This window comes from Curtobacterium phoenicis (genome assembly GCF_047238015.1).
Taxonomy (GTDB): Bacteria; Actinomycetota; Actinomycetes; order Actinomycetales; family Microbacteriaceae; genus Curtobacterium.
In genome coordinates, this window is sequence record NZ_JBDFLZ010000002.1 from 3,630,344 (window position 1) to 3,655,597 (window position 25,254).

Genomic DNA, 25,254 nt, shown 5'->3' on the forward strand with positions numbered 1-25,254 from the left:
GGCGAAACGCGCGCGTTTCGACAATGCGCGCCGGGATCGACGGGTGGGACGTCGAAACGCGCGCGTTTCGTGGAGCAGGACGGACTGTGCGCGGCTACGAGCGCCGGACGGCTCCGAGTCGGGGCAGGCGCGGCACGTTCGCCGTCGCACCGGCGCCCGGCGGCACGATCACCTGCTGCGCCGCGGTCACGACGACGTCGTCGGCGTGCAGCGTCAGGGTCGCGTCGAGGTCGAGGGAGCGCTTGACGACCGCGAGTCCGATCGGCCCGAGCTCGTGGTGGACCGCGGACGCCGAGAGCCGCCCGACCTCCTTCTCGTCGAGCAGCACGGGCGTGCCCGGTGCCGGCAGCACGGCGTCGGACCCGTCGAGGTGCAGCAGGACCGCCCGACGCGGCGGGTGCCCGAGGTTGTGCACCTTCGCCACCGTCTCCTGCCCCCGGTAGCAGCCCTTCGACAGGTGCACGGCGGAACGGAGCCAGTCGAGCTCGTGCGGGATCGTGCGCTCGTCGACGTCCGACAGCGACGGGCGCCAGGCAGCGATCCGCAGGGCCTCGTACGCGAGGAGTCCCGCGGCGGCGACGTCGGACGCGGCGATCGCGGCGGCGGTGCCGGGGGCGACCACGGAGATCCGGAGGGTCCAGTCGGAGGCGGGGTGTGCCTCCTGGGCGGCGTAGCCCCACCCGCCGGGCGCGACCTCCGACCACGGGTCGACCCACTCGACCGCGGCGTCCGCGGGGCCGACGGCCCCGGCGAACCGGCCCAGGGTGACGAAGTCCGCCGACCGGTCGGTGACCTCGACGCGCAGCATGAACCGCATCGAGTCGAGCCACCCGGCGAGCGGTGCGGCGTCCTCGGGCTCGGTGAGCAGCCAGGTGGTCGCACCGTCGTCGACGACGCGGGCGGCGTGCTCCACACGGCCCGAGGCGTCGAGCACGAGGGTCTCGGTGGAGACGCCGGGCCGGAGGCCGGTCAGGAGCTGCGAGGTGATCGAGTTGAGCCAGGACAGGCGGTCCGGGCCCGCGACCGTGACGACGCCGAGCCCGAGCTCGACGACGGCCCGGCCGCGCTCGAGCAGCCGCTGCTCACCGAGCGGGTTGCCGTAGTGCGCGGCCACCCCGTGGTCACCAGCGACGAACCCCGGACGCGACGCGAACGGCGTCGTCATCAGTCGACCTTCGCGAGCTGCCCCGAGGCGTGCGAGGTGAGCTCCTGCCCGAGCGCCGCGATGTCCCACGCCCAGAAGAGCTTGCCCTCGACCAGGCCGTACAGCCGGGTCGCCGCCGAGTAGTCCTTCGCGTTCGGGGAGCGCATCACGGCGTCGGTCGCGAGGTCGATCCGACCCTTGAGCACCCGGCCGACGTAGAGCTCGTTCACGCCCGTGGGGTGCACGATCGCGGCCTCGATGTCGAAGCCGTCGGTCGCGTTCCGCAGCGTCTCGACGCTCTGGGTCGTGCCGAACGGGGTCGGTCCGTCGCCGAGCAGCATCGCGGGGCCGCGGTCGCCCGGCTCGTGCGGCCGGTCGAGCCGCCAGTAGCCCATCTCCGCCGCGAGCGGGGTGTGCTCGTCGTCGAGCAGCCACGTCGTGGAGGAGTAGTTGAGGTAGGGCAGGCCGTCGTGGCTGAAGCTCACGCGCTGGCCGAAGTCGTACTTCCGCGGTTCACCCTCGTCGCCGACGGGGTACTCGACGACGCCGGTGCCCTCCCACACGCCGACGAGCCAGGACAGCGGGACGAGTTCGGGCGCGAGCCCCTTGGGCAGTTCGATCAACGCTGACCCTTGAACAGCTTCACGATCACGGTCACCGAGACGAACGCGATCGCGAGCGACGCCAGGCCGAGGAGGCCCACGTAGAAGAGCTCGAGCGCAAGCAGCGAATCCATGCTGCGAGTCTACGCGGACGGGCTCAACGCGCCAGGAGCACCACGGCGGTGACGAGCACGACGACGAAGGCCCCGGACGACGCGATGCTGATCCGCTCGACCAGGCCGTCCTTCGTCGCGGTGATGAGCTGGAGCACGAAGCTCACGAGGACGCACAGGACGAAGACGAGCAGCAGCCAGGCGAACGAGTCCTTCTGCGCGAGCGTGATGACGAGGACGGCGCCGACGACGGCGAGCAGCCACACGGGGAGCACGGACGTCAGTCTGAGGCGACGCTGGTCGGTCGGCTGCACGGGCTCGGTCACGCGCCCATCATGACAGGCGCGGCGAGGAGCGGGCGGCCGACGCCCGCGTCCGCGCCGTCCGCGCCGTCCGCGCCGTGCCCGCACCGTCCGCGCCGTCCGCGCCGTGCCCGCACCGTCCGCGCCCGCACCGTCCGCCCGGACGGCAGGGCGCTTCCCGAGCATCACTAGGATGTGTCCACGACGTCCCCCACGCTCTGGAGGTCCTGTGGCCCAGCTCCTGGTACTCACCTCTGCCGCGCCCGGCGACGTCCTGCCGAGTCTCGGTCTCCTGAGCCACCGGATCCGCCACGTCCCCGCCGAGGCCGCCCAGCTCGTCAACGCGCCCCAGAGCGACCTCGTGTTCGTCGACGCCCGGGTCGACCTCGTGGGCGCGAAGGCCCTCTGCAAGATCCTCCTGACGAGCGGATCGCCGACCCCCATCGTGCTCGTCGTCACCGAGGGCGGTCTGACCGCGGTGAACAGCGAGTGGAACGTCGACGACGTCGTCCTGGAGACAGCCGGTCCGGCCGAGGTCGACGCGCGCATCCGGCTCGCGGCCGGTCGTGCCGCGAAGCAGCCGGCGAGCACGAAGATCCAGGCCTCCGGCGTCGTCATCGACGAGGCCAGCTACTCGGCGAAGGTCCGAGGGCGGCCGCTCGACCTCACGTTCAAGGAGTTCGAGCTCCTCCGGTTCTTCGCGACGCACCCCTCGCGCGTGTTCACCCGCGAGCAGCTCCTCAGCGAGGTCTGGGGCTACGACTACTTCGGCGGCACCCGCACGGTCGACGTGCACGTCCGACGACTCCGCGCGAAGCTCGGCGACCTCGAGTCGCTCATCGGCACGGTCCGGAACGTGGGCTACCGCTTCAACGTCTACGAGGACGAGGCCGACCGGCTGGCCGGCCAGTGACCGTCGCGCTCGACGCCTTCACGGTCGCGGGCGAGCCCCGGCCGTTCTCCGACCAGACCCTGGTCGACGTGCGCGCGGGGCGCGCCACCGTCATCGGCGACGAGCAGGGGGTCGCCGTGGTGCGCGACGGAGAGCTCGAGGTCGCGGTCCGCCGGGAGGCCCGTGGCCGCGGCCTCGGGACCACGCTCGTCGAGCAGGCGCTCGCGCTGGGCGACGGGGCCGCCGACGGGTCGTCGTCTGCGCCCCGGCTGGCGTGGGCGCACGGGGACCACCCGGCCGCGCGGGCACTCGCCGCACGGTTCGGCTGGCGCGCCGTGCGGACCCTGCTCCAACTCCGCGCGCCGATCCCGACCACCGCACCGGACCCCGCGGCGCCGGACGGCTGGTCGCTCACGGCGTTCCGGGCGGGCGACCCGGACGACGAGGCAGCGTGGCTCGACCTCAACGCCGCCGCGTTCGCGCACCACCCCGAGCAGGGCCGGATGACCCTCGAGGACCTCCACGCCCGCGAGGCGGACCCGTGGTTCTCCGCGGACGACCTGCTGCTGCTCCGCGACGCCTCGGGAGTCCTCGCCGCGTCGTGCTGGCTCAAGGTCGAGGACGGCGTCGGGGAGTTCTACGCCGTGGCCGTCCGACCCGACCTGCAGGGCCGCGGGCTCGGCGGCGTGCTCATGCGTGCGGGCTGGGGGCGGCTCGTCGGGCGGGGTCTGGACGCTGCCGCGCTCTACGTCGAGGGCGACAACGAGCCGGCACTCGCGCTCTACCGCCGCTCGGGGTTCGCCCAGCACGCGATCGACGTGCAGTACGCCGCTCCCTGATCCCTGCACGGTCGGTCCGTTCACGCGGCGTTTCCACAGCCGTTACGTGCCGCCCTCGTCGCGGAGGCCGCGGGTGGCAGGATGTGGGCATGGACACCGAACCGCAGCTCGACGGCGACTCCGTCGCACCGGACCTCGACGACTTCGACGAGGTCGTCGAGGTCGAGCACGAGTCGCTGCCCTCGGACCGCTACTTCGACCGTGAGCTCAGCTGGCTCCGGTTCAACCAGCGGGTGCTCGAGCTCGGTGAGGACCGCACGCAGCCGCTGCTGGAGCGGGCGAACTTCCTCGCGATCTTCGCCTCCAACCTCGACGAGTTCTTCATGGTCCGGGTCGCCGGCCTGAAGCGTCGCATCGACACCGGGATCGCCGTCCCGACCAACGTCGGCCGCGCCCCGAGCGACGTCCTGCGGGACATCGCACGCAAGGCCCACGAGCTGCAGGACCGGCACGCGCACGCGTTCATGGACTCGCTCAAGCCGGACCTCGACGCCGCCGGCATCCACATCGAGCACTGGTCCGACCTCGACGAAGCCGACCGTCTCCGGATGCGCGAGTACTTCAACGAGCAGATCTTCCCGGTGCTCATGCCGCTCGCGGTCGACCCGGCACACCCGTTCCCGTACATCTCCGGGCTGTCGCTCAACCTCGCGGTGCGGGTACGCAACCCGAAGTCGCAGCGGCAGGAGTTCGCGCGCCTGAAGGTGCCGCAGAACTTCTCCCGGTTCATCGCACTGCCCGACGACGGGTCCGGGCGCGAGCGCTACATCCCGCTCGAGGACCTCATCGCCAACCACCTCGACGACCTGTTCCCGGGGATGGAGGTCCTCGAGCACCACGTCTTCCGGGTCACCCGGAACGAGGACGTCGAGATCGAGGAGGACGAGGCCGAGAACCTCATCCAGGCCCTCGAGCGCGAGCTCCTCCGTCGTCGGTTCGGTCCGCCGATCCGGCTCGAGATCACCGAGGACATGGACCCGGTGACGCTCGACCTGCTCGTCCGCGAGCTCGACATCACCGAGCAGGAGGTCTACCGGCTTCCGTCGCCGCTCGACCTCGGGGGCCTGTTCGAGATCGCGAAGATCGCGCGCCCGGACCTCCACTACCCGAAGCACGTGCCGACGACGCCCGTGCAGTTCCAGCCGGGCGAACCGAACACCAAGCCCGACCTCTTCGGCGCGATCAAGGCCCGGGACGTCCTCGTGCACCACCCGTACGAGTCCTTCGCGACGAGCGTGCAGGCGTTCCTCGAGCAGGCCGCGGCCGACCCGAACGTCCTGGCCATCAAGCAGACGCTGTACCGCACGTCCGGCGACAGCCCCATCGTGGAGGCCCTCATCGACGCGGCCGCAGCGGGCAAGCAGGTCCTCGCGCTCGTCGAGATCAAGGCGCGCTTCGACGAGCAGAACAACATCACATGGGCTCGGAAGCTCGAGAAGGCCGGCGTGCACGTCGTGTACGGCCTCGTGGGGCTGAAGACGCACTCGAAGCTCGTGCTCGTCATCCGGCAGGAGGGCGGGACGCTCAAGCACTACAGCCACATCGGCACGGGCAACTACAACCCGAAGACCTCGCGCATCTACGAGGACATGGGTCTGTTCACGTCGGACGACACCGTGGGCAAGGACCTCACGCGTCTGTTCAACGAGCTGTCCGGCTACGCGATCGAGAAGAAGTTCAAGCGGCTCCTCGTCGCCCCGCTGCACCTGCGCAAGGGGCTCATCAAGCGCATCCAGGCCGAGGCCGACAACGCCAGGGCCGGCAAGCCGTCGGGCATCCGCATCAAGGTGAACTCGATGGTCGACGAGCAGATCATCGACGCGCTCTACCTCGCGAGCCAGGCGGGTGTGCCGGTGGACGTGTGGGTGCGCGGGATCTGCTCGCTCAAGCCGGGGATGGAGGGCGTCAGCGAGACGATCCGCGTCCGCAGCGTCGTCGGGCGATACCTCGAGCACTCGCGGGCGTTCGCGTTCCACAACGACGGCGACCCGGTGGTCTTCATCGGCTCGGCGGACATGATGCACCGGAACCTCGACCGCCGCGTCGAGGCCCTCGTGCGGTTGTCAGCGCCGGAGCACGTGGCCGAGGTGCAGGACATGTTCGACCTCGCGATGGCGGACGAGACGAGCTCCTGGCACCTGGAGTCCGACGGCGAGTGGACGCGCCACTCGACCGACGCTGACGGGCGCCCGCTGCAGGACGTGCAGAATGTCCTCATGCGCAAGATCTCGGCCCGGAAGCGCTCGACTCGGTGAGCGGCGGTCCCACCGGTCCCGTCGTCGCGGCAGGAGCCGTCGTCTGGCGCGAGCAGGACGGACGGCCGCTGGTGCTGTTGATCCACCGCGGGCACCACAACGACGTCTCCTTCCCGAAGGGCAAGGTGGACCCGGGCGAGAGCGTCCCGACGACCGCCGTGCGCGAGATCGACGAGGAGACCGGCTACCGGGTGCACCTCGGCGCTCCCCTGGGCACCGCCGAGTACGTGCTGCCGAACGGGCGCGACAAGGTCGTGCACTACTGGTCGGCGCGGGTGTCGAACAAGGAGTTCGAGCGCGCCGGGAAGTTCCACCCCAACGACGAGGTCGCCGCCGTCGAGTGGGTGTCGATCGACGACGCCCGTGGCCGGCTCACGTACGACCGGGACGTCGAGATCCTCGACCGCTTCGCCGACCGCGCTGCTGCCGGTGAGCACAAGACGTTCGCGCTCATCGCACTCCGGCACGCCAAGACGGTCCCCGGCTCCGACTGGGACGGCCCGGACGCCACCCGGCCGCTCCTGCCCGTCGGGCGCTCGCAGGCGAAGGCCGTCGCCGCGCCGGTCGCCGCGTTCGGGCCGAAGAAGATCGTGTCGAGCACGGCGGCGCGGTGCCTCGCGACCGTCGAGCCGCTCTCCGCCCGGACGAAGGTCGGGGTGCAGTCGACGCCGGACATCAGCCAGGACGCGCACGACCGCGGAGCCGCGAACGTGAAGGGCGTCGTGCTGCGGCGGATCGACAAGGCGAAGTCGACGGTCCTGTGCTCGCACGGTCCGGTGCTGCCGGACATCATCGCCCGCATCGCCGGCGCGACCGCGGACGGCAGCCGCCACTTCGACCTCCGGCGTGCGGCCATGCTCTCCGTCGGCGACTTCGCCGTGATGCACATCGCCGGCGGCAAGCTCGTCGCCGTCGAGACGCACCGCAACACGATCGCGTCGTAGCGACCCGACGAGCTCGCCCGGCGACGGTCCGGGCCGACCACGCCGTCACGGAAGCAGCGTGGCAGCGGTGATCCGTGCCTCCAGGCCGGTCCTCGCACACCGCTCCGACACGGACCGGGCGACCATGCGAACGCATGCGTTGCGCCTGGGCGCGGTGACCCGATCCTGCATCCGCGCAGCGAGCGTGTCCGCACGCCGCGGGCGGGGCAAGGCCTCGTTCACCTCCCGTTCACCCGCGGGCACCTCCCGGGTCATCTGTCGTCCCTACAGTCGCTCCCGGGTCAGCACCGGCCCGAGGGACCAGCAGCGGTCCCACCTGCACTGACATTCCCGAAGGGACCCCTGTGAACATCAAGCGAATCGGCACGGTCGCGGCGATCGCGGTCGTCGGCGCCGTCGCGCTGTCCTCCTGCGCCTCGAACGAAGGCGGCGCGGGCGCTGGAGCCTCCGCCTCGTCGAGCTCGGGCACGGACTACTCGAAGCTCTCCGGCACGCTGACCGGCTCGGGCTCCTCCGCGCAGCAGACCGCGCAGGCCACATGGACCGCCGGGTTCCAGAACGTCGCCTCGGGCGTGACGGTCAACTACTCGCCCGACGGTTCGGGCGCCGGCCGCAAGAACTTCATCTCGGGTGCGGCGGACTTCGCCGGTTCCGACGCCGCCCTGTCCGACAAGGAGCTCTCGGGCTCGTTCGCGAACTGCGCCGCGGACTCGAAGGCGATCGACATCCCGGTGTACATCTCCCCGATCGCGATCGCGTACAAGGTCGACGGCGTCAAGGACCTCACCCTCGACGCGAAGACCATCGCGGGCATCTTCTCCGGCAAGATCACGAAGTGGAACGCCTCGGAGATCAAGGACCTCAACAAGGACGCCTCGCTCCCCGACGCGAACATCACCGTCGTGCACCGCTCGGACGACTCGGGCACCACGCAGAACTTCTCCGAGTACGTCGACGCGAACGCCGGCGACACCTGGGGCAAGGACCCGAGCCAGACCTTCCCGTTCCAGATCGGTGACTCTGCCAAGGGCACCTCTGGTGTCGCCTCGGCCATGGCCAGCGCCTCGAACGCCATCACCTACATCGACGACTCCGGCGCGGGCTCGCTCGACAAGGCGAAGCTCATGGTCGGCGACAAGGCCACCGAGATCTCAGCCGACGGCGCCGCGCAGGTCGTCGCGGACTCGAAGACGGTCTCGGGTCGCGCGGACAACGACCTCGCGATCGACATCAACCGCACCGACACCGCGGACGGCGCGTGGCCGCTCGTCCTCGTCTCCTACGCCATCGCATGCCAGGAGTACAAGGACTCGGCCAAGGGTGATCTCGTGAAGGGCTACCTCGACTACGTCGTCTCGAAGGACGCGCAGGACGCCGCCGCGAAGGAGGCCAAGTCGGCCGCCCTCTCCAGCGACCTTATGGAGAAGGCCGCGAAGGCCGTCGCCTCCATCAAGTAACGCCCTGAGCGCCCGGACGCCGGTCCCACCCACCACGACCGGCGTCCGGGCACTCGCCCGTCACGGCACCACCACCCACTCCACCTCCCCGCTCGCCCGCTCGTCCCCCGCGGGCGCGCGCCTCGCCACAGGAGCCCCATGACGACCGCACCGGCCCGCGAAGGGGCCACCGTCATCCCGAAGCCGAAGGCCGTCGTCCGCGTCGGCGACCGCGTCTTCTCCGCCGCCTCGGTGATCTCCGGCGGCATCATCCTGCTCGTGCTCGTGCTCGTCGCGGCCTTCCTCGTCTGGCAGAGCATCCCCGCCCTCGTGGCGAAGGCCGGCACGCTGCCGAACGGCTCGGCGAACTTCTGGGACTACGTGGGTCCGCTCGTCTTCGGCACCGTCTGGTCCGCGCTCATCGCACTCGTGATCGCCGTGCCGCTCTCGCTCGGCATCGCGCTCTTCATCTCGCACTACGCGCCCCGGCGGTTCGCCCCGGTGCTCGGGTACGTCATCGACCTGCTGGCCGCGGTGCCGTCGGTCGTCTACGGCCTGTGGGGCATCGTCGTCCTCGCGCCGTTCGTGAAGCCGTTCTACACGTTCCTCAACACCTACCTCGGCTGGTTCCCGCTGTTCTCCGGGCAGGTCTCCGGCACCGGTCGCACGATCCTGACCGCGTCGATCGTGCTCGCCGTGATGGCGATCCCGATCATGACCGCCGTGATGCGCGAGATCTTCCTGCAGGCGCCGACCCTCAACGAAGAGGCAGCGCTGGCCCTCGGTGCCACCCGCTGGGAGATGATCCGCATGTCGGTCCTGCCGTTCGCGAAGTCGGGCATCGTGTCCGCGATCATGCTCGGCCTCGGCCGCGCCCTCGGCGAGACCATGGCCGTCGCGCTCGTCCTCTCGGTGTCGACGAACGTCACGCTGCAGGTGCTCACCTCGCTGAACCCGTCGACCATCGCCGCGAACATCGCGCTGCAGTTCGCCGAGGCCTCCGGCACCGCGCTGAACGCCCTCGTCGCGTCCGGCTTGGTCCTCTTCGTCATCACCCTGGTCATCAACATGCTCGCGCGGTACATCGTCCGCAAGCGAGTGAGCTGAGAGGTACGACCCGATGTCCCTCGCCCTCCGTCAGTCCGGCATGGCCGGCAACGTCTACGCCAACGGCAAGCTGCACAAGTCGGTGCCGTGGCTGCTCCTCATCGGCTCCTGGGTCGCCCTGATCGCGGTGTTCGCCCTGCTCAACGCCGGCGGTGCGGTCAAGGACTTCAACGTCGTCGCGGCGCTCTTCCTCGGCACGGTCCTGTTCGACGTCCTCATCGTCGTCGTGTCCCGCATCGTCGAGGGTGGCCGCAAGGCCGTCGACCGCCTGGTGACCTCACTCGTCGTCACCGCGTTCGTGATCGCCGTCCTGCCGCTCGTGTCGCTGCTCTGGACCGTCCTCGCCGACGGTCTCGCCCGGTTCGACGCGCAGTTCTTCTCGTACTCGATGCGCGGGGTCATCTCCGAGGGCGGCGGCGCGGTCCACGCCCTCGTCGGGACGCTCGAGATCACGCTGTTCGCAGCGCTCATCTCGGTCCCTATCGGCCTGCTCACCTCGATCTACCTCGTCGAGTACGGCAAGGGCGCGCTCGCGAAGGGCATCACGTTCTTCGTGGACGTCATGACGGGCATCCCGTCGATCGTCGCCGGCCTCTTCGCCTACTCGCTCTTCGCGCTCTTCCTCGGCCCCGGTGCGCGCTTCGGCCTCGTCGGCTCGATCGCCCTGAGCGTGCTGATGATCCCGATCGTCGTGCGCTCCACGGAAGAGGTCCTGAAGATCGTGCCGATGGAGCTCCGCGAGGCCTCGTACGCGCTCGGCGTGCCGAAGTGGCTGACGATCGTGAAGGTCGTGCTCCCGACGTCGCTCGCCGGCATCACGACCGGTGTCATGCTGTCCATCGCCCGTGTCATCGGCGAGACCGCACCGCTGCTCGTCACCGCCGGGTTCACCGCCTCGATGAACTACGACCTGTTCAAGGACCCGATGATGACCCTGCCGGTCTTCGCGTACACGCAGTACTCGCAGCAGGGCGCCAACCCGGTGCCGTTCGTCGACCGGGCCTGGACGGCCGCGCTGCTCCTCATCCTCATCGTGATGGCGCTCAACCTGCTCGCGCGCTTCATCACCCGCCTCTTCGCCCCCAAGCTCCCCCGCTAGCGCGGCAACGACCACCACCCCGAAGGAATCCACGTGTCCAAGCGCATCGAGGTCGACGGCCTCAACGTCTACTACTCGAAGTTCAAGGCGGTCGAGGGTGTCGACATCACCATCGAGCCCCGCACCGTGACCGCGTTCATCGGCCCGTCCGGCTGCGGCAAGTCCACGTTCCTCCGCACGCTGAACCGCATGCACGAGGTCATCCCGGGCGCCTGGGTCGAGGGCTCGGTCAAGGTCGACGGCGACGACCTCTACGGCGCGGGCGTCGACCCGGTGCTCGTCCGGCGGCAGGTCGGCATGGTGTTCCAGCGTCCGAACCCGTTCCCCACGATGTCGATCAAGGACAACGTGCTCGCGGGCGTGAAGCTCAACAACAAGCGCATCTCGAAGTCCGAGTCCGACGACATCGTCGAGCGCTCCCTGCAGGGCGCGAACCTCTGGAACGAGGTCAAGGACCGCCTCGACAAGCCCGGCATGGGACTCTCCGGCGGCCAGCAGCAGCGACTGTGCATCGCGCGGGCGATCGCCGTGCAGCCCGACGTGCTCCTCATGGACGAGCCGTGCTCCGCGCTCGACCCGATCTCGACCCTCGCCATCGAGGACCTCATCGAGGAGCTCAAGAAGGAGTACACGATCGTCATCGTGACCCACAACATGCAGCAGGCCTCGCGGGTGTCCGACAAGACGGCGTTCTTCAACATCGCCGGCACCGGGCACCCCGGCAAGCTCATCGAGTACGACGACACCGCGACGATCTTCTCGAACCCGTCCGTGCAGGCCACCGAGGACTACGTCTCCGGCCGCTTCGGTTGATCCGCTGACGCGGTCTCGGACCGCTCGCGCTCCGCACGCTCGGCCCCGTCGGACCTCGGTCCGACGGGGCCGTCGGCGTTCCGGGGCGCTGCCCTGGTCGCGCGGTCGCCGTCCCGCCGTGGGCGGCCATCCCGCCGTGGTCGGCAGGCGCGCTGTGGTCCGGACGCCGCGCTGCGGTCAGGAGGGGCGGACGGGAGGCACGGGTCGGGTCCGGCGCGCCCACCCGGGTCCGGCGGGTGGTCGCCCTGGCCCACGGTGCCGCCGGACCTGGCACGGGTCGGCCGGCTCCATGCGCGTGCAGGGATCGACGAAACACCCGTCGATCGACGAGTGCTTCGTCGCGGTCACGACGCGGCAGCGCATGCGCGTACACGGGACGACGAAGCACGTGTCGATCGACACGTGCTTCGTCGGGACGCGCGCGTTTCGCGGAGGGAGGGAGGGAGGGGAACCCGCTACGCGTCGAGCGGGACCGCGGCGATCGGGGTCGTCGTCGGCTGCTTCGAGCCACCCTCCGGCTCGACCGTGATGCCCACCGTGACGCCGTCCCGGACCTTGCCGGTCAGCACCGCGGAGTGCACCCCGTCGGCGTACCGGTCCATCAACCCGGCGGGCGTGATCGCGCCGCCCTGCTGCTTCGAGTCGATGTACCAGAGCTCGTAGGTCTTGCCCTTCGGCGCGGCCTCGACCCCGTCGAGGATGACCGCCGACTTGCCGAGGTCCTGCGACCAGACGACCGTGGCCGTCCCACCGCCCTGCACCGGCGTGGAACTCCGCTGGAAGTCGGACGCCGCGTAGATCCCGTCGAGGACGCTCGTGCCCTGCGAGGTGCCCGGCCTCGGCGACTCACCAGCGGGGCTGAGCACCCCGCCGACGCCGAGTCCGACGCCGAGGAACACCACCGCGACGGCGGCAGCGGCGGACAGGGCAGCTGCCGGACGCTGGAACCAGCGGCGGCGAGCCGTGGTCTCCGCCGGGCCCGGTACCACGGAGGAGGCGGGCGACGGGGCGGAGGCGGGTCGTGCCTCCCGGCCGGCGTCGGACGACGCAGCGCCGGACGACGCAGCCTCGGAGGACACCGGCACGGAAGCGGGAGCCGAGGCTGCGGGAGCGGCCGGTGCCACCTGCGGCGTGTTCTGGATCTGTGCCATCAGCGACGCCTTGAGCGACGCCGGCGGCTCGATCGGGTCGGTCGAGTACGCGAGCTGCAGCGCTGTCTCGCGCAGCGAGTCGGTCTCGGCGAGCAGTTCGGGCGAGGACGCGAGTGCGGCCTCGACCTGGGCGCGCTCCTCGTCGGAGAGCGCATCGAGCGCGTACGAGCCGGTCAGGGTGGACGGGTCGTCGTGTCGTTCGGTCATGAGGTCACCCCCATCTCGTCTCGGAGTCGGATCATCCCGTCACGCAGGCGGGTCTTGACGGTGCCGATGGGCACCCCCAGTTGCTCGGCCATCTCGCTGTGCGAGAAGCCTCCGTAGTACGCGAGTTGCACGGCCTGGCGCTGGAACTCGGTGAGCTTCGCCAGCGCCCGGCTCACCCGCTCGTGCTCGATGCGGATCTCGACCGACTCGGACACCTGGTCGAAGCCGGCCTCGAAGTCGCGGATGCCGATCCGCGTGTCGCGGTCGTGCGACGCCTGCGAGGCCCGGATCCGGTCGACCGCCCGGCGGTGCGCCATCGTGAGCACCCAGCTCGCGGCGGAGCCACGGACCTGGTCGAACCGTGCGGCCTGTTGCCAGACCTCGAGGAACACCTCTTGCGTGACCTCCTCGGACTGCGCACGGTCCTTCAGCAGTCGGGTCACGAGCCCGAGCACACGCCCGGAGAGTTCGTCGTACAGGTCGGAGAAAGCCGCCTGGTCGCCGTTCGCAACCCTGGTGAGGAGTTCATCGGGCGACGGCGGCGCCGGCTCGGCAGAGCCCCAGCGCTTCGTGTCGCGTTCCACGATGGCAAGCATTGCAGGTTTCCCCCCTCTCGGTGCACGGGGTGCTGCAGGTGCTCAGGTGGCGTGCAGCTGTTCGGGTGTGGTGGTGCTCGTTCTGGGCGAGGAGCCCGCGTGACCCGCAGGGAATTGACCGACCGACGTCGGACCGGGTCGCACGGGACCCCTCGCCGTGGTGAGGTCAGGACCTCGCCACGGTGATGATTCGGTGCCCTCGTCCGGTCGGATTGGAGGTCCTGCGAGTCCCCTCTGCGCGAACGGATTCGACGCGTCCAGGGGTCGTTCCGTACAGTGGTCGTCGCCGGGCCGCAGCAAGCCCCGGGCTCCAAATATCGCCGCTTCGAGCGGCCTCGCGCCGAGAGGCGCTTCTGCGGCTCGGCTTCTCTGTGCCTGGTCGGCTCTGCACGCCCTGTTCTGCCCGATCGGCCGTGCCTGCTCGGCTCTGCACGCCCTGTTCTGCCTGATCGGCCGTGCCTGCTCGGCTCTGCACGCCCGGCTCTGCCTGATCGGCTGTGCCTGCTCGGCTCTGCCTGCCTGCCTGCAGCGGTTCGGCCTGGAGGCACGGATCGGGACGTCCGCGCCGCTCACGTCCGGCAGTGGGTCGGCTCAGTCGAGGCTGTCGCGGCGCCAGAGCGCCGCCGCCTCCGTCAGGTCGGCCGCGAGCTCGGTGAGCCGGAGCGCCCGGGTGGTGAGCTCGCTCGCGCGGTCCCCCGCGGTGAGGTCGGAATCGTCCGCCACGGCCGTCGCCCCGGCTGCCGTGAGCCGACAGAACGCCGCGCCGCGGTCGAGCGCCACCGCGAGGTCGCCCGTGTAGAGGCCGTGCAGGATCCGGTCGGCGAGGGTCAGGATCTCCGCCGGACCCGTCGGCTGCTCGGCACCCGCCACGGCCTGGTCGATCGTGCCGATCCGCTCCGTACCGCGTTGGAAGAAGTAGGCGATCTCCTCCGGGGCCTGCCGGATGACCGTCCGGACGAGGTAGATCCGCCAGAGCGCCCCCGGCAGCGTGTGCGCCCCCACCCGTGCCCAGAGTTCCGCGATCGCGTCGATGCCGTGCACGTCCGTGTAGGTCACGAGGCGCTCGACGACCGCCGGGTCCGGGTCCTGTCGCACGCGGTGCAGCAGGGCGTTCGCGGTCTCGTGCGCGACGCGGTTCACCACCGCCGGGTCCTCCCCGCCCTGTATGGCGGCGAACTCGGCATCGGTGAAGTGGACGGGACGGTGGTGATCGCGAGGCACCGCGACAGTGTAGGCGCGGCCACCGACGCCGCACGCCCCCCGTTCGCCGAGAACGCAACAGGCCGTGCACGCGTACGGTGTCCGGGCAGGGAGGCACTCCTCCCGGACGTGAAGGAGAGGACCCTCATGAACGCCCTGCTCATCATCCTGGCCGTGATCGCGGTCATCCTGCTGTTCGTCGGTGGCTTCGCCGCCAGCCTGAAGTTCCTGCTGTGGGTCGGCCTCGTGCTGCTCGTCATCGCCGTGATCGCCTGGCTGCTGCGGACACTGACCGGACGCCGGAGCTGACGCGCTCGTTTCCCGCCTGGAGGCCCTCACCCGCTAGCCTTGCGGGTGAGGGCCTCTAGCTCAGTTGGTAGAGCACCGGACTTTTAATCCGAGGGTCGTGGGTTCGAGCCCCACGGGGCCCACCTCACCTCAGACCGGGGTACAAACCCTCCACAGCTGACTCTTGTCCGTTCCGCGGCACAGTTCAGTCCTCGTTCAGCGGGCTGTTGGGTGGGCGCCGATAGTGTCGTTCCCGGATCCGATCGCCGGGTCCTGCACGACAGCACCACCACAGAACGAACGGGGTACACCGTGATCGAGCCCATCGAAGCCACGCACACCAGCGCCGACGGCGCGCGCCGCATCGTCGAGCTCGCAGCAGCCACCAACACGACCATGAGCGACGAACTGCTCCTCGACACGCTCCGCCGCAACGCGAAGGTGTCGACGCGCCACATCCGCGAGGACTTCCTCGAGGTCGCCACCGCCTCCACCGTGCTCGGCTACGTGTGCCGACAGCGCTCCGAGTACATCGCCCTCCGCGGCGACGACCCGGCATGGGCGCAGGAGGTCGGGCGCTACGGCACCGAGGCCCTCGCGGTCGAGGCGCTCCGCATGCGACGCGGCTGAGCACGCCACCGGACACGCTCCCGCACGACGAAGGCCGCCCCATCGGGGCGGCCTTCGTCGTGCGCGGTGGTCGCCGCACCCCATCGCTCCCCACGAGACTCGGCCGCGCGGACAGTTCCGCGACGGAACAGCCGCGAAACTGTCCGCGGGGCCGAGACTCTGCCCCGCGCGACACGTCGGGGGGCGGGAGGAGAGCGCGATCAGGACCAGGTGCGGCGGATGCCCCAGGTCCCGGTCCAGGTCTCGTCGGGCTCGAGCCAGCGCAGGCCCTCCCCCGAGTTCAGCGCGTTCGCGGGCGCGGTCATCGGCTCGACGGCCACGGCCAGACCGGTGCCGTCGCCTCGAGGGAAGGTCCGGAAGGTGAACACCTGCACGTACGGGAACGACTCGTCCTGCCAGAGCTCGACGCCGTCGCCCTCGGGGCTGTGCAGCGTCGTGCGTCGGACACCGTCCTCGTCGGCCGCGATGTCCGTGTAGGCGGTGTCGAGGTCCGAGTCGCCCGCACGACGACCGGCACGGAGGTCGGCGTCGGTGCCGGTGACGTCGTACGACCCGTCGGGCACCTTCTGCTCGTTCGTCGAGAAGGCAGTGGCCGCGTCGAGGGTGACGACGAGGTCCTCGGCGGGGGTGTCGCCGGCGCGCAGGTACGGGTGCGCACCGACGGCGAACGGCGCCCGGACGCCCGAGCGGTTCGTGATCGTGTGCGTGACACGGATGCCGTCGTCGACGAGCTCGTGGTGCACGCGGGTCTCGAGCGTGAAGGGCCAGCCGTGCTGCGGGTGGATCGTCGCCTCCTGCTCGATCGACGACTCCGTCTGCGTCACCGTGCGGTACGGCGCGAAGCGGAGCAGCCCGTGCGAGGCGTTGCCGTACTTCGGCTCGGAGACGTCGAGCTGCTGCACGGCGCCGTCGAGCTCCCAGCGACCGCCGGCGACCCGGTTCGGCCACGGGACGAGCACGATGCCGTCCGCTCCGGGCGGGGCCTGGTCGACGCCGAACGGCTCGGTGAGGTCGAACCCGGCGACCCGGAGCTCGCGGATGCCGGCGGCGACCTCGGTCACGACGGCCTCGACGACGCCGTCCGGTCCGGCGTGGCGGAGGTGGTACTGGCCTCCGGTGGGGGCTGCGGTCATGGCGTGCGGGTCCTTCCTGGTGCTGCGTGCTACGGCTGGCTCGAGGCTCAGCGCTCGTCGGCGACGACGACCTCGACCCCGGCCGCGCGCACGGCGTCGACCAGGTCCGCCGGTGCCTCGGCGGTCACGACGACGTCGACGTCCTCGAGCGCACGGACGACCCCGATGTGGGCCCGGCCGAACTTCGACCCGTCCGCGACCACGACCGTACGCCGTGCCGTCGCCGCGAGCATCCGCTTCGTCTCGGTCTCGGGGAGGTTGACGTTGGTCAGGCCGTGCTCGACGTCGACGCCCGTGCCCCCGAGGAACGCGACGTCGGCCGCGATCATCGGCACCACGGTGTTGTTGAACGGCGCGACGAGCGAGTGCTGCAGCGGTCGGAGCGTCCCGCCGGTCACGATGACCGTGAACCGCGGGACGGCGGGTTCGAGCGCGAGCGCGGTCGTCAACGAGTTCGTCACCACGGTCACGTCGACGAGGTCCGTCCGTGCCACCAGGGCGGACGCCACCGCCGCCGGTGTGGTGCCGACGTCGAGCACGACGCACTCACCGGACCGGACGAGCGCGGCCGCGGCACGGCCGATCGCGGCCTTCGCGACCTGGTGCTCGACCGCGGTCTCCTCCAGGGGGCGCTCACCCGAGCCGGCCACGAGACGGACCGCACCGCCGTGCACCCGCCGGATCCGTGCCTCCAGGTCGAGGGTGGCGAGGTCCTGCCGGACGGTCACCTCGCTCGTGCCGAGCGCCGCTGCCAGGGCGGCCGTCCGGACGAGACCCGGTGCCCCCTCGACGATGGCGACGATGCGGTCCTGGCGGAGGGGTGCCGGGAGCGCGCCGTCGAGGAAGAGGTCATCGTCCGTCACGAACACAGTTTCGTCCGCTTCCGTCTGCTTTCGCAACACTTCGGATCGCGCTAGGCTGCTGCGGTGATCACCAAGCGCGCGACGAAGCTCGCGGACGGCCGCGACCTCTTCTACTTCGACGACGCCGACTCGACCCTGCCCGCGGAGCGGAGCATCGACCAGCGCGTCCTCGACCCCCGGCCGGACACCGCCCGGATGCGGCAGGACGTCCTCACGGGAGAGTGGGTGTCGATCGCGGCGAGCCGGCAGAACCGGGTGTTCCTGCCGCCGGCCGACCAGGACCCGCTGGCCCCGCAGAGCCCGGCGAACCCGTCCGAGATCCCGAGCACCTACGACGTCGCGGTGTTCGAGAACCGCTCGCCGTCCTTCGGCCCGATGCTCGCCGGACCGGACGGCGCCCAGGACGCCCCGCCCTCGCTCGACGCCCTGACCGAGGTCGGGCTCAACCGGCAGTTCCGCAGCGTCGGCCGGTGCGAGGTCGTGTGCTTCTCCCCCGCGACCGAGGGCTCGTTCGCGTCGATCTCCGAGTCGCGCGCCCGCACCGTGGTCGAGGCGTGGGCCGACCGCACCGCAGCGCTCTCCGAGCTGCCGGGCATCCAGCAGGTGTTCCCGTTCGAGAACCGCGGCGAGGCGATCGGCGTCACGCTCCACCACCCGCACGGGCAGATCTACGCCTACCCGTACGTCACGCCGCGCACGCAGCGGCTCCTGGCGTCGATCGAGCGGTTCGGGCCGGACCTCTTCGAGCAGCACCTCGCGAACGAGCGCGCGTCGGACCGGGTCGTCCTCGCCGGCGAGCACTTCACCGCCTTCGTGCCGTTCGCCGCGCGCTGGCCGATCGAGATCCACATGCTGCCGCACCGCCACGTCCCCGACTTCGCCGGACTCACCGATGCGGAGAAGGACGAGCTCGCACACATGCACCTCCGGCTCACCCGGGGCATCGACCGGCTCTACGACGACCCCACGCCGTACATCGCCGCCTGGCACCAGGCCCCGGTGCACACCGGTCGCGACACCGTGCGGCTCATGCTGCAGATCACGTCCCCGCGCCGCGCGGCGGACAAGCTCAAGTTCCTGGCCGGCAGTGAGGCCGCCATGGGCGCCTGGATCGGGGACCTCGTGCCCGAGAAGGCGGCCGAGTTCATCCGAGGAGGGATCGAACGCGCATGACGTTCCAGCAGGTGTACGGCTACGAGCCCACGGTGCGGTACTCCGCCCCCGGCCGGGTCAACCTCATCGGTGAGCACACCGACTACAACGACGGGTACGTGCTGCCCTTCGCGATCGACCGGCGGACGGTCGCCTCGATCGGGCAGCGGGACGACCGCGTGCTGCGCGTCGCGTCCGCGTTCGACCCGTCGTCGGTCGTCGAGCTGACCCTCGACGAGCTCGACCCGTCGCGGATGCACGGCTGGTCGGCCTACGTGTTCGGCATCGCCTGGGCGCTCGGTGAGCACGCCGGCGCCGACCTGTCGGACAAGCGCGGGTTCGACGTCTTCATCGACTCGGACGTCCCGGTCGGGGCTGGGCTGTCGTCGAGCGCGGCGATCGAGTGCGGCGTCGCCCTCGCCTTCAACGACCTCTGGGGGCTCGGACTCGACCGCAAGACGCTCGCCCGCGTCGGGCAGTACTCCGAGAACCACGCCGTCGGAGCACCGACCGGGATCATGGACCAGTCCGCGTCGCTCCTCGGGGAGCAGGACGCGGTCGTCTTCCTCGACTGCCGGACGCTCGACACCGCGGTGGTCGACCTGGCGCTCGAGGCGAACGGTCTCGAGGTGCTCGTCGTCGACACCCGCGTCGAGCACGCCCACGCCACGGGCGGCTACAAGGCGCGTCGTGACTCCTGCGAGCGCGGCGCCGCGGTGATGGGCGTCGAGGCGCTCCGCGACCTGTCCATCGAGGACCTGCCCCGTGCCCAGGAGCTCCTGGACGACGAGACCTTCCGGCGCGTCCGGCACGTCGTGACCGAGGACCAGCGCGTCCTCGACACGGTGCGGACGCTGCGCGAGGACGGCCCGCGGGCGATCGGTGACCTGCTCGTGGCGTCCCACGAGTCGATGCGCGACGACTTCGAGATCTCGGTGCCTGAGCTCGACCTCGCGGTGTCGACCGCGATGGAGCACGGCGCGGTGGGCGCTCGGATGACGGGTGGCGGCTTCGGCGGTGCGGCGATCGCGCTGGTCGACCGGGAGGCCCGTGGCGCGATCGCGGACGCGGTCACGTCCGCCTTCGCGGCGGCCGGGTACCGCGAGCCCACCGTGTTCACCGTGCACGCCGCGCAGGGCGCCCGGCGCGACTGACGGGCGCTGCGCGGCGCGCGGCGCAGCTGTCGAACCACGAAAGCGACATCGAACCAGTGCCACGTGGCGGTTCGATGTCGCGTTCGTGGTTCGACGGGCGACCGCCACTACGCGACGCCCTCCGCACGGGTACCGCGGGTGCGTTCAGCCCGTGTAGTCGGCGTAACGGGACACCAGGTCGACGTTCCCGATGACGAACGGGTGCGGGTTGCCGTGTTCGACGGCCCACTGCACCCAGGTCATCTCGACCGGGATGAGCAACCACACGAGCACGGTCGTCCCGATGACCCCGCCGAGCGCCAGACCCATGACGGTGTGTTCGTCGAACCGCGGGGCTCCTCGGCGGGCGATCGCGACGACGAACCCGACGACCGCGAAGCCCACGGTCAGGAGTGTCCATCCGACCCACGGGTGGCTCGTGATCGTCGTCTCGGTGCCGGCATGCGAGAACCCGGTCGACCACGTTGCGCCGAACTGCTGGACGACGAGTGCGAGCAGGACGATGAGCACCATCCACCGTGCGTCCTTGGTGAGCTGCGAAGGCTCCGGGCGTGCTCGGAGCACCGGCTCGGTCAGCGTTCGTTCGTCCCCCATGCGGTGACCGTAGCACCAGTTGAGCGGTCTGGCGGAGGTGATCCGTGCCTCCAGTCCGGGGCGGGCGCGACGGAACGCGGAAGCGACAGATCCCCGTGGGCGGGCCAGGGAGATCTGTCGCTTCCGCGAGGGTGACCGTCAGCGCAGGTGGCGCTCCGCCGCCTCGACGACGTTCTTCATGAGCATCGCGCGCGTCATCGGCCCGACGCCGCCCGGCGTCGGCGAGAGGAACCCCGCGACGGACGCGACCGCGGGGTCGACGTCACCGCGGAGCTTCGCCTTGCCGGTGTCCTCGTCCACGATCCGGCTGATGCCGACGTCGATGACCGCGGCACCGGGCTTGACCCAGTCCGGCTGGACGAGCCCGGCCACGCCGGCTGCCGCGACGATGATGTCGGCGCGGCGGCACTCGGCCGCGACGTCGTCGGTGAGCGAGTGCGTCAGGGTGGCCGTGGCCTCGAGCCGGGTGAGCAGCAGGCCGAGCGGACGGCCGACGGTCAGCCCCTGCCCGATGATCGTGACGTGCTGGCCGCGGATCGGCACCTCGTACGCCTCGAGCATCGCGACGATGCCGCGCGGGGTGCACGGCAGCGGCGCGTCGATCGTGCCGGCACCACCGGGGACGGCGAGGACGAGCTCACCGAGGTTGGTCGGGTGCAGGCCGTCGGCGTCCTTGGCCGGGTTCATCAGCTCGAGCATGGGGATCGGGTCGATGCCCTGCGGCAGCGGGAGCTGCACGATGAACGCGGTGACCCGGGGGTCGTCGTTCATCTGCAGGATCGCCGCGCGGATGTCGGCTGCACTCGCCGTCTCGGGCAGGTCGATGCGGACCGAGTCGAGCCCGATCTGGGCCGAGTCCTTGTGCTTGCCGGCGACGTAGGACACCGAGCCCGGGTTCTGGCCGACCATGATCGTGCCGAGTCCGGGTCGGAACCCGTGGTCGTGCAGGCGGTCGATGCGGAGCTTGAGGTCGTCGAGCGTCCGGGCGGCGAGGGCGGTGCCGTCGATGCGCACGGCAGAGCCCTCCCCCGCCCAGAGCGCCCGCGGCAGGTCAGCCACGGCGGCGCTCACGCGTAGAGCGGGAACGCGTCGGTCAGGGCCTTCACCCGGGCCGAGAGCGCCGCGATGTCCGGGTTCGGCATGAGGGTCAGCGCGATGATGTCTGCCACCTCGGTGAACTCGGCGTCGCCGAACCCGCGGGTCGCCAGCGCCGGGGTGCCGATGCGGACACCCGAGGTGACCATCGGCGGGCGCGGGTCGAACGGCACGGAGTTGCGGTTCACGGTGATGCCGACCTCGTGCAGCAGGTCTTCTGCCTGCTTGCCGTCGACCTCGGACTCGCGCAGGTCGACGAGCACCAGGTGGACGTCGGTGCCACCGGTGAGGACGTCGATGCCGGCGGCCCTCGCGTCGGCCTGCGTGAGTCGGTCCGCCAGCAGACGAGCACCGCGGAGCGTGCGCTCCTGGCGGTCCTTGAACTCCGGCTGGCCGGCGAGGAGGAACGCGGTGGCCTTGGCGGCGATCACGTGCATGAGCGGGCCACCCTGCTGCCCCGGGAAGACCGCGGAGTTCAGCTTCTTGAAGAGCGACTCCTCGTTGGACAGGATGATGCCCGAGCGCGGGCCCGCGAGCGTCTTGTGCACGGTCGAGGACACGACGTGTGCGTGCGGCAGGGGCGACGGGTGCAGGCCGGCGGCGACGAGCCCGGCGAAGTGCGCCATGTCCACCCAGAGCGTCGCGCCGACCTCGTCCGCGATCTCGCGGAACTTCGCGAAGTCGAGCTGGCGGGGGTAGGCCGACCAACCGGCGATGAGGACCTTCGGCTGGTGCTCGATCGCCTTCGCGCGGATGTCGTCGTAGTCGACCTCGAAGGTCTCCGGGTCGACGCCGTAGGACACGGCGTTGTAGATCCGGCCGGAGAAGTTGAGCTTCATGCCGTGGGTCAGGTGGCCGCCGTGGGCGAGCTCGAGGCCGAGGATCGTGTCACCGGCGGAGGCGATGGCGTGCAGGACCGCGGCGTTCGCGCTGGCGCCGGAGTGCGGCTGGACGTTCGCGTACGCGGCACCGAAGAGGGCCTTCGCCCGGTCGATGGCGAGCTGCTCGGCGACGTCGACGAACTCGCAGCCGCCGTAGTAGCGCTTGCCCGGGTAGCCCTCGGCGTACTTGTTCGTCAGGACGGAACCCTGCGACTCGAGGACGGCGCGCGGGACGAAGTTCTCCGACGCGATCATCTCGAGGGTGTCGCGCTGACGACCGAGCTCGTTCTGCAGCACCGCTGCGATCTCGGGGTCGACCTCGGCGAGGGGGGCGTTGAACGTGGACTGCGCGGCCGCAGGCGTCAGATCGGTGATGGACACGGGACTCCTCGTTGTCTGTTCCGTCGCGCGGGAGCACGACGAGGTGGACGGGTGGGCGCGGCCCAGGCGTACGGCCGCGCACCGTGTCAGGTGTCGCTCCCCGATGGTGACCCATCCAACGCCAGTCGCGACCCCACGATCGTACCGAGCGCACCGGTTCGTGTCACCCTGGTGGCATGACCCTGACCAGCCCCGACGTCGACGAGCGGACGACGACCCGCTCCGACGCTCCCTGGGTCACCGTCGTCTGGGACGACCCGGTCAACCTGATGTCGTACGTCACCTACGTCTTCCAGTCGTACTTCGGCTTCGGACGGGCGAAGGCGGAGCGCCTCATGCACCAGGTGAACGACGACGGGCGCGCGATCGTGGCGACCGGCGCACGCGAGGCGATGGAGGCCCACGTCGAGGCCATGCACGGCTACGGCCTGCAGGCGACGGTCGACCGGGCGCCGACCCCGTGATCCCGTTCGTCCGCCGCGCCGACGGCGTCCACCTCGGGCTCTCCACCGGCGAGCGCGAGGTGTTGACCTCGCTGACCGAGCAACTCCAGCAGGTCCTCGCGGGCGACCTGTCCGCCGACCCCGTGGCCACGCGGATGTTCCCCGACGCGTACCCGGACGACGACGCGGCGAGCGCGGAGTTCCGACGGTGGACGCAGACCGACCTGCTGACGCAGAAGACGTCGAACGCGGCGGTCGTGCACGAGTGGCTGACCGGGGTGCGGGACGGCGGGTTCTCCCCCGCGGACGAGCAGGCGTGGTTGCGGTGCCTGACGGACCTGCGGCTCACGATCGCCGAGCGCCTCGGCATCACCGACGCAGCGAGCGAGGAGGCGTCGTACCGCGCGGAGGCCGGGGTCGGCCTCCGCGACGTCTACGACTGGGTCGGGTACGTGCAGGAGCACCTGGTCGGCACGATCACCGCTCCGTGAGCCTCAGGCAGCGGCACGGGGACCGAGCAGTTCGTCGCGGTGCCGGCGAGCCCAGTCCGCGAGCGAGTGGGGAGGCTCCCCGGTGATGCGCTCGACTTCGTCGGTGAACGCGTCCACGCCGTCGAGGCCCCGTCGCGCGACCCGACCGAACTGCTGGCGGAGGCCCTCGGCCTGCCAGGCGTCGACCCCGCTCGCGCGGAGCACGGTCCGGAACACCCGGCTCGGCAGGTGGAGGTAGCGGACCGGGCGCCCGAGCCCGGCTGCGAGCCCGCGTGCGACACCACGGCCGTCGAGGAGTTCGGGGCCGGTGAGCACGGGCTCTGCACCGCTGTGCTCCCCACGGAGCAGGACGGTCGCGGCGACGGCGGCGATGTCGGCCGTGTCGATCCACCCGATGACGCCGCGGCCCATCGTCTGCGGGAAGATCCCCCGCCGGATCACCGGCCCGGACGCCACGAGGTTCGTCATGAACCCGGACGGATGGAGGATCGTCCGCTCGAGCCCACTCGCCCGGACGGCCTCGTCCACCTGCCAGATGGCGGCGGCCCACGGCATCGGCGAGTGCTCGGCCGCGTCCCCGCCGGACAGGTGGACGACCGCGCGGACCCCGGCCGCGCGGGCTGCGTCGACGGCGGTCCGCCCGTGCTCGGCCTGCCGTGGCGTCGCGGCCGTGACGAGGAAGAGCTGGTCGACCCCGTCGAGCGCCGCGGTCACGGCCGCGCGGTCACCGAGGTCGGCGAGGCGCGCGTCGGCGCCCTGTGAGGTGAACGTGTCCACCTGTTCCGGGCGGCGCACGATCACCCGGACGCGGGCTCCCGCGCCGAGGAGCCGCTCGACGGTCTGACCGCCGACGTCCCCCGTGGCCCCGGTCACGGCGATGACGCCGTCGTTGTGCTGCATCATGGTCCTCCGTGGTATCAGTTTCCTGATACTGAACGGTACGCCGGTACCCTGGGGTCGTGCCCCGGGAGTTCTCAGCAACGCGCGACGACGTCGACGCGATCGCCGCGTGGACGGTGATCCGCGCTGCCCGTACGCTCGCCAGGCGCCTCGGTGACGTGCTCGCGCCACTGGGGCTCAGCCCCGTCGAGTTCGGGGCGCTCGTGCAGCTGGCGGCCGGCGAGCAGCTCACCCAGGCGGAACTGGCCCGCGCGGTGGGCATCCGCCCACAGAGCGCCACCACCCTCGTCGGGGCACTCGCGGACCGCGGTCTGCTCGACCGGGGCTCCGAGCGCGGACGCGGACGGCCGTCGCGGATCACCCTGACGAGCGCCGGCCGGGCACTGCTCGCCGAGGCGTTCCCGGTCGTGCTCGCGAGCAACTCGTGGTTCGCTGACGACGGGGTACCCCTCTCCGCGATCCTCTCGCCGTTCGCCGGGGACGCCACGAGCCCGACGGACGCCGTGCCCTGATCGACAGGAAGCCTTGCCAGTTTTCCTGTCGAAGTAG

General features: G+C 71.0%; 27 protein-coding genes, 1 tRNA gene and 1 riboswitch. Of the genes, 16 read left to right on the top strand and 12 right to left on the bottom strand.

Going from position 1 to position 25,254, the window contains the following annotated elements:
• Window positions 1-94 precede the first annotated feature (94 nt).
• The 3 genes from ygfZ to ABC270_RS17455 all read right to left on the bottom strand — a co-directional run bounded on the left by ygfZ (window position 95) and on the right by ABC270_RS17455 (window position 2,185).
• Entirely contained in the window at window positions 95-1,165 is a 1,071-nt protein-coding gene (gene ygfZ / locus ABC270_RS17445; protein ID WP_412881973.1) for a CAF17-like 4Fe-4S cluster assembly/insertion protein YgfZ, read from the bottom strand.
• Complete coding sequence (locus ABC270_RS17450) at window positions 1,165-1,767, bottom strand: heme-binding beta-barrel domain-containing protein (RefSeq protein ID WP_412881974.1); 603 nt, start codon at window positions 1,765-1,767, stop codon at window positions 1,165-1,167. Before ABC270_RS17450 ends, ygfZ begins: the two co-directional genes overlap by 1 nt.
• Window positions 1,768-1,903: 136 nt before the next feature.
• A complete protein-coding gene (locus ABC270_RS17455; protein ID WP_412881975.1) occupies window positions 1,904-2,185 on the bottom strand; it encodes a hypothetical protein in 282 nt (93 codons plus the stop codon).
• Between the two features lie 205 nt (window positions 2,186-2,390).
• Here ABC270_RS17455 and ABC270_RS17460 point away from each other — a divergent pair, with 205 nt between their 5' ends.
• The 8 genes from ABC270_RS17460 to pstB all read left to right on the top strand — a co-directional run bounded on the left by ABC270_RS17460 (window position 2,391) and on the right by pstB (window position 11,546).
• Complete coding sequence (locus tag ABC270_RS17460) at window positions 2,391-3,074, top strand: response regulator transcription factor (protein ID WP_412881976.1); 684 nt, start codon at window positions 2,391-2,393, stop codon at window positions 3,072-3,074.
• A complete protein-coding gene (mshD, locus tag ABC270_RS17465; RefSeq protein ID WP_412881977.1) occupies window positions 3,071-3,892 on the top strand; it encodes a mycothiol synthase in 822 nt (273 codons plus the stop codon). Before ABC270_RS17460 ends, mshD begins: the two co-directional genes overlap by 4 nt.
• A gap of 89 nt (window positions 3,893-3,981) precedes the next feature.
• Window positions 3,982-6,147, top strand: coding sequence for an RNA degradosome polyphosphate kinase (locus ABC270_RS17470; protein ID WP_412881978.1), 2,166 nt, complete (start codon window positions 3,982-3,984; stop codon window positions 6,145-6,147).
• A complete protein-coding gene (locus tag ABC270_RS17475) occupies window positions 6,144-7,091 on the top strand; it encodes an NUDIX hydrolase (RefSeq protein WP_412881979.1) in 948 nt (315 codons plus the stop codon). The genes ABC270_RS17470 and ABC270_RS17475 overlap by 4 nt, the downstream gene beginning before the upstream one ends.
• A 344-nt stretch (window positions 7,092-7,435) precedes the next feature.
• On the top strand, window positions 7,436-8,548 hold the full coding sequence (locus ABC270_RS17480) for a phosphate ABC transporter substrate-binding protein PstS (RefSeq protein WP_412881980.1): 1,113 nt from the start codon (window positions 7,436-7,438) through the stop codon (window positions 8,546-8,548).
• Between the two features lie 138 nt (window positions 8,549-8,686).
• Window positions 8,687-9,634 carry a phosphate ABC transporter permease subunit PstC gene (pstC, locus tag ABC270_RS17485; protein ID WP_412881981.1) on the top strand — a complete coding sequence of 316 codons (948 nt, stop codon included), beginning with the start codon at window positions 8,687-8,689 and terminating at the stop codon, window positions 9,632-9,634.
• A gap of 13 nt (window positions 9,635-9,647) precedes the next feature.
• Window positions 9,648-10,733: a phosphate ABC transporter permease PstA gene (gene pstA / locus ABC270_RS17490; protein WP_290133701.1), complete on the top strand. Its 1,086-nt coding sequence runs from the start codon at window positions 9,648-9,650 to the stop codon at window positions 10,731-10,733.
• A gap of 33 nt (window positions 10,734-10,766) precedes the next feature.
• On the top strand, window positions 10,767-11,546 hold the full coding sequence (gene pstB / locus ABC270_RS17495; RefSeq protein ID WP_412881982.1) for a phosphate ABC transporter ATP-binding protein PstB: 780 nt from the start codon (window positions 10,767-10,769) through the stop codon (window positions 11,544-11,546).
• 455 nt (window positions 11,547-12,001) lie between these two features.
• Here the strand turns inward: pstB and ABC270_RS17500 are convergent, their stop codons facing one another.
• The 3 genes from ABC270_RS17500 to ABC270_RS17510 all read right to left on the bottom strand — a co-directional run bounded on the left by ABC270_RS17500 (window position 12,002) and on the right by ABC270_RS17510 (window position 14,721).
• On the bottom strand, window positions 12,002-12,904 hold the full coding sequence (locus ABC270_RS17500; RefSeq protein ID WP_412881983.1) for an anti-sigma factor: 903 nt from the start codon (window positions 12,902-12,904) through the stop codon (window positions 12,002-12,004).
• The gene (locus ABC270_RS17505; protein ID WP_412881984.1) at window positions 12,901-13,500 is read right to left on the bottom strand and encodes a sigma-70 family RNA polymerase sigma factor; all 600 of its coding nucleotides are present in this window, start codon (window positions 13,498-13,500) and stop codon (window positions 12,901-12,903) included. Before ABC270_RS17505 ends, ABC270_RS17500 begins: the two co-directional genes overlap by 4 nt.
• 591 nt (window positions 13,501-14,091) lie before the next feature.
• Window positions 14,092-14,721: a DNA-directed RNA polymerase subunit beta gene (locus ABC270_RS17510; RefSeq protein ID WP_412881985.1), complete on the bottom strand. Its 630-nt coding sequence runs from the start codon at window positions 14,719-14,721 to the stop codon at window positions 14,092-14,094.
• A gap of 108 nt (window positions 14,722-14,829) precedes the next feature.
• On the opposite strand from ABC270_RS17510, the gene ABC270_RS17515 reads away from it, so the two are divergent.
• From ABC270_RS17515 to ABC270_RS17525, 3 genes are all read left to right on the top strand, one after another.
• Window positions 14,830-15,009, top strand: a complete 180-nt coding sequence (locus tag ABC270_RS17515; RefSeq protein WP_412882118.1) for a hypothetical protein — start codon at window positions 14,830-14,832, stop codon at window positions 15,007-15,009.
• A gap of 49 nt (window positions 15,010-15,058) precedes the next feature.
• Window positions 15,059-15,131, top strand: a tRNA-Lys gene (locus ABC270_RS17520).
• 169 nt (window positions 15,132-15,300) lie between these two features.
• Window positions 15,301-15,618, top strand: coding sequence for a hypothetical protein (locus tag ABC270_RS17525; RefSeq protein ID WP_412881986.1), 318 nt, complete (start codon window positions 15,301-15,303; stop codon window positions 15,616-15,618).
• Between the two features lie 200 nt (window positions 15,619-15,818).
• Here the strand turns inward: ABC270_RS17525 and ABC270_RS17530 are convergent, their stop codons facing one another.
• Window positions 15,819-16,751, bottom strand: coding sequence for an aldose 1-epimerase family protein (locus ABC270_RS17530; RefSeq protein WP_412881987.1), 933 nt, complete (start codon window positions 16,749-16,751; stop codon window positions 15,819-15,821).
• A 47-nt stretch (window positions 16,752-16,798) separates the two neighbouring features.
• Entirely contained in the window at window positions 16,799-17,614 is an 816-nt protein-coding gene (locus tag ABC270_RS17535) for a DeoR/GlpR family DNA-binding transcription regulator (RefSeq protein WP_412881988.1), read from the bottom strand.
• 63 nt (window positions 17,615-17,677) lie between these two features.
• Here ABC270_RS17535 and galT point away from each other — a divergent pair, with 63 nt between their 5' ends.
• Both galT and galK read left to right on the top strand, forming a co-directional pair.
• Window positions 17,678-18,787 (top strand): galactose-1-phosphate uridylyltransferase, encoded by a 1,110-nt coding sequence (gene galT, locus ABC270_RS17540; protein ID WP_412881989.1) that lies wholly within the window; start codon window positions 17,678-17,680, stop codon window positions 18,785-18,787.
• Entirely contained in the window at window positions 18,784-19,920 is a 1,137-nt protein-coding gene (gene galK / locus ABC270_RS17545; RefSeq protein WP_412881990.1) for a galactokinase, read from the top strand. The genes galT and galK overlap by 4 nt, the downstream gene beginning before the upstream one ends.
• 144 nt (window positions 19,921-20,064) lie before the next feature.
• Here the strand turns inward: galK and ABC270_RS17550 are convergent, their stop codons facing one another.
• The 3 genes from ABC270_RS17550 to glyA form a co-directional block, all read right to left on the bottom strand.
• Window positions 20,065-20,514, bottom strand: coding sequence for a hypothetical protein (locus ABC270_RS17550; RefSeq protein WP_412881991.1), 450 nt, complete (start codon window positions 20,512-20,514; stop codon window positions 20,065-20,067).
• A 138-nt stretch (window positions 20,515-20,652) separates the two neighbouring features.
• Window positions 20,653-21,585: a tetrahydrofolate dehydrogenase/cyclohydrolase catalytic domain-containing protein gene (locus tag ABC270_RS17555; protein ID WP_412881992.1), complete on the bottom strand. Its 933-nt coding sequence runs from the start codon at window positions 21,583-21,585 to the stop codon at window positions 20,653-20,655.
• Window positions 21,582-22,871, bottom strand: coding sequence for a serine hydroxymethyltransferase (glyA, locus tag ABC270_RS17560; RefSeq protein ID WP_412881993.1), 1,290 nt, complete (start codon window positions 22,869-22,871; stop codon window positions 21,582-21,584). The genes ABC270_RS17555 and glyA overlap by 4 nt, the downstream gene beginning before the upstream one ends.
• 53 nt (window positions 22,872-22,924) lie before the next feature.
• A riboswitch (ZMP/ZTP riboswitch) is annotated at window positions 22,925-23,010 on the bottom strand.
• A 37-nt stretch (window positions 23,011-23,047) separates the two neighbouring features.
• Between glyA and clpS the strand changes: the two genes are divergently transcribed.
• Together clpS and ABC270_RS17570 are read left to right on the top strand one after the other, a co-directional pair.
• Window positions 23,048-23,335: an ATP-dependent Clp protease adapter ClpS gene (gene clpS / locus ABC270_RS17565; RefSeq protein WP_412881994.1), complete on the top strand. Its 288-nt coding sequence runs from the start codon at window positions 23,048-23,050 to the stop codon at window positions 23,333-23,335.
• Entirely contained in the window at window positions 23,332-23,805 is a 474-nt protein-coding gene (locus ABC270_RS17570; RefSeq protein ID WP_412881995.1) for a DUF2017 family protein, read from the top strand. The genes clpS and ABC270_RS17570 overlap by 4 nt, the downstream gene beginning before the upstream one ends.
• A gap of 3 nt (window positions 23,806-23,808) precedes the next feature.
• Here ABC270_RS17570 and ABC270_RS17575 read toward each other — a convergent pair whose 3' ends face one another.
• Complete coding sequence (locus ABC270_RS17575) at window positions 23,809-24,708, bottom strand: NmrA family NAD(P)-binding protein (RefSeq protein WP_412881996.1); 900 nt, start codon at window positions 24,706-24,708, stop codon at window positions 23,809-23,811.
• A 56-nt stretch (window positions 24,709-24,764) separates the two neighbouring features.
• On the opposite strand from ABC270_RS17575, the gene ABC270_RS17580 reads away from it, so the two are divergent.
• The gene (locus ABC270_RS17580; protein WP_412881997.1) at window positions 24,765-25,217 is read left to right on the top strand and encodes a MarR family winged helix-turn-helix transcriptional regulator; all 453 of its coding nucleotides are present in this window, start codon (window positions 24,765-24,767) and stop codon (window positions 25,215-25,217) included.
• Window positions 25,218-25,254 lie beyond the last annotated feature (37 nt).

Coding starts and splice junctions, on each gene's coding strand:
- ygfZ (WP_412881973.1), bottom strand. CDS start 1,165: ATGACGACGCCGTTCGCGTCGCGTCCGGGGTTCGTCGCTGGTGACCAC.
- ABC270_RS17470 (WP_412881978.1), top strand. CDS start 3,982: ATGGACACCGAACCGCAGCTCGACGGCGACTCCGTCGCACCGGACCTC.
- pstC (WP_412881981.1), top strand. CDS start 8,687: ATGACGACCGCACCGGCCCGCGAAGGGGCCACCGTCATCCCGAAGCCG.
- pstA (WP_290133701.1), top strand. CDS start 9,648: ATGTCCCTCGCCCTCCGTCAGTCCGGCATGGCCGGCAACGTCTACGCC.
- ABC270_RS17500 (WP_412881983.1), bottom strand. CDS start 12,904: ATGACCGAACGACACGACGACCCGTCCACCCTGACCGGCTCGTACGCG.
- ABC270_RS17505 (WP_412881984.1), bottom strand. CDS start 13,500: ATGCTTGCCATCGTGGAACGCGACACGAAGCGCTGGGGCTCTGCCGAG.
- ABC270_RS17530 (WP_412881987.1), bottom strand. CDS start 16,751: ATGACCGCAGCCCCCACCGGAGGCCAGTACCACCTCCGCCACGCCGGA.
- galK (WP_412881990.1), top strand. CDS start 18,784: ATGACGTTCCAGCAGGTGTACGGCTACGAGCCCACGGTGCGGTACTCC.
- ABC270_RS17550 (WP_412881991.1), bottom strand. CDS start 20,514: ATGGGGGACGAACGAACGCTGACCGAGCCGGTGCTCCGAGCACGCCCG.
- clpS (WP_412881994.1), top strand. CDS start 23,048: ATGACCCTGACCAGCCCCGACGTCGACGAGCGGACGACGACCCGCTCC.
- ABC270_RS17575 (WP_412881996.1), bottom strand. CDS start 24,708: ATGATGCAGCACAACGACGGCGTCATCGCCGTGACCGGGGCCACGGGG.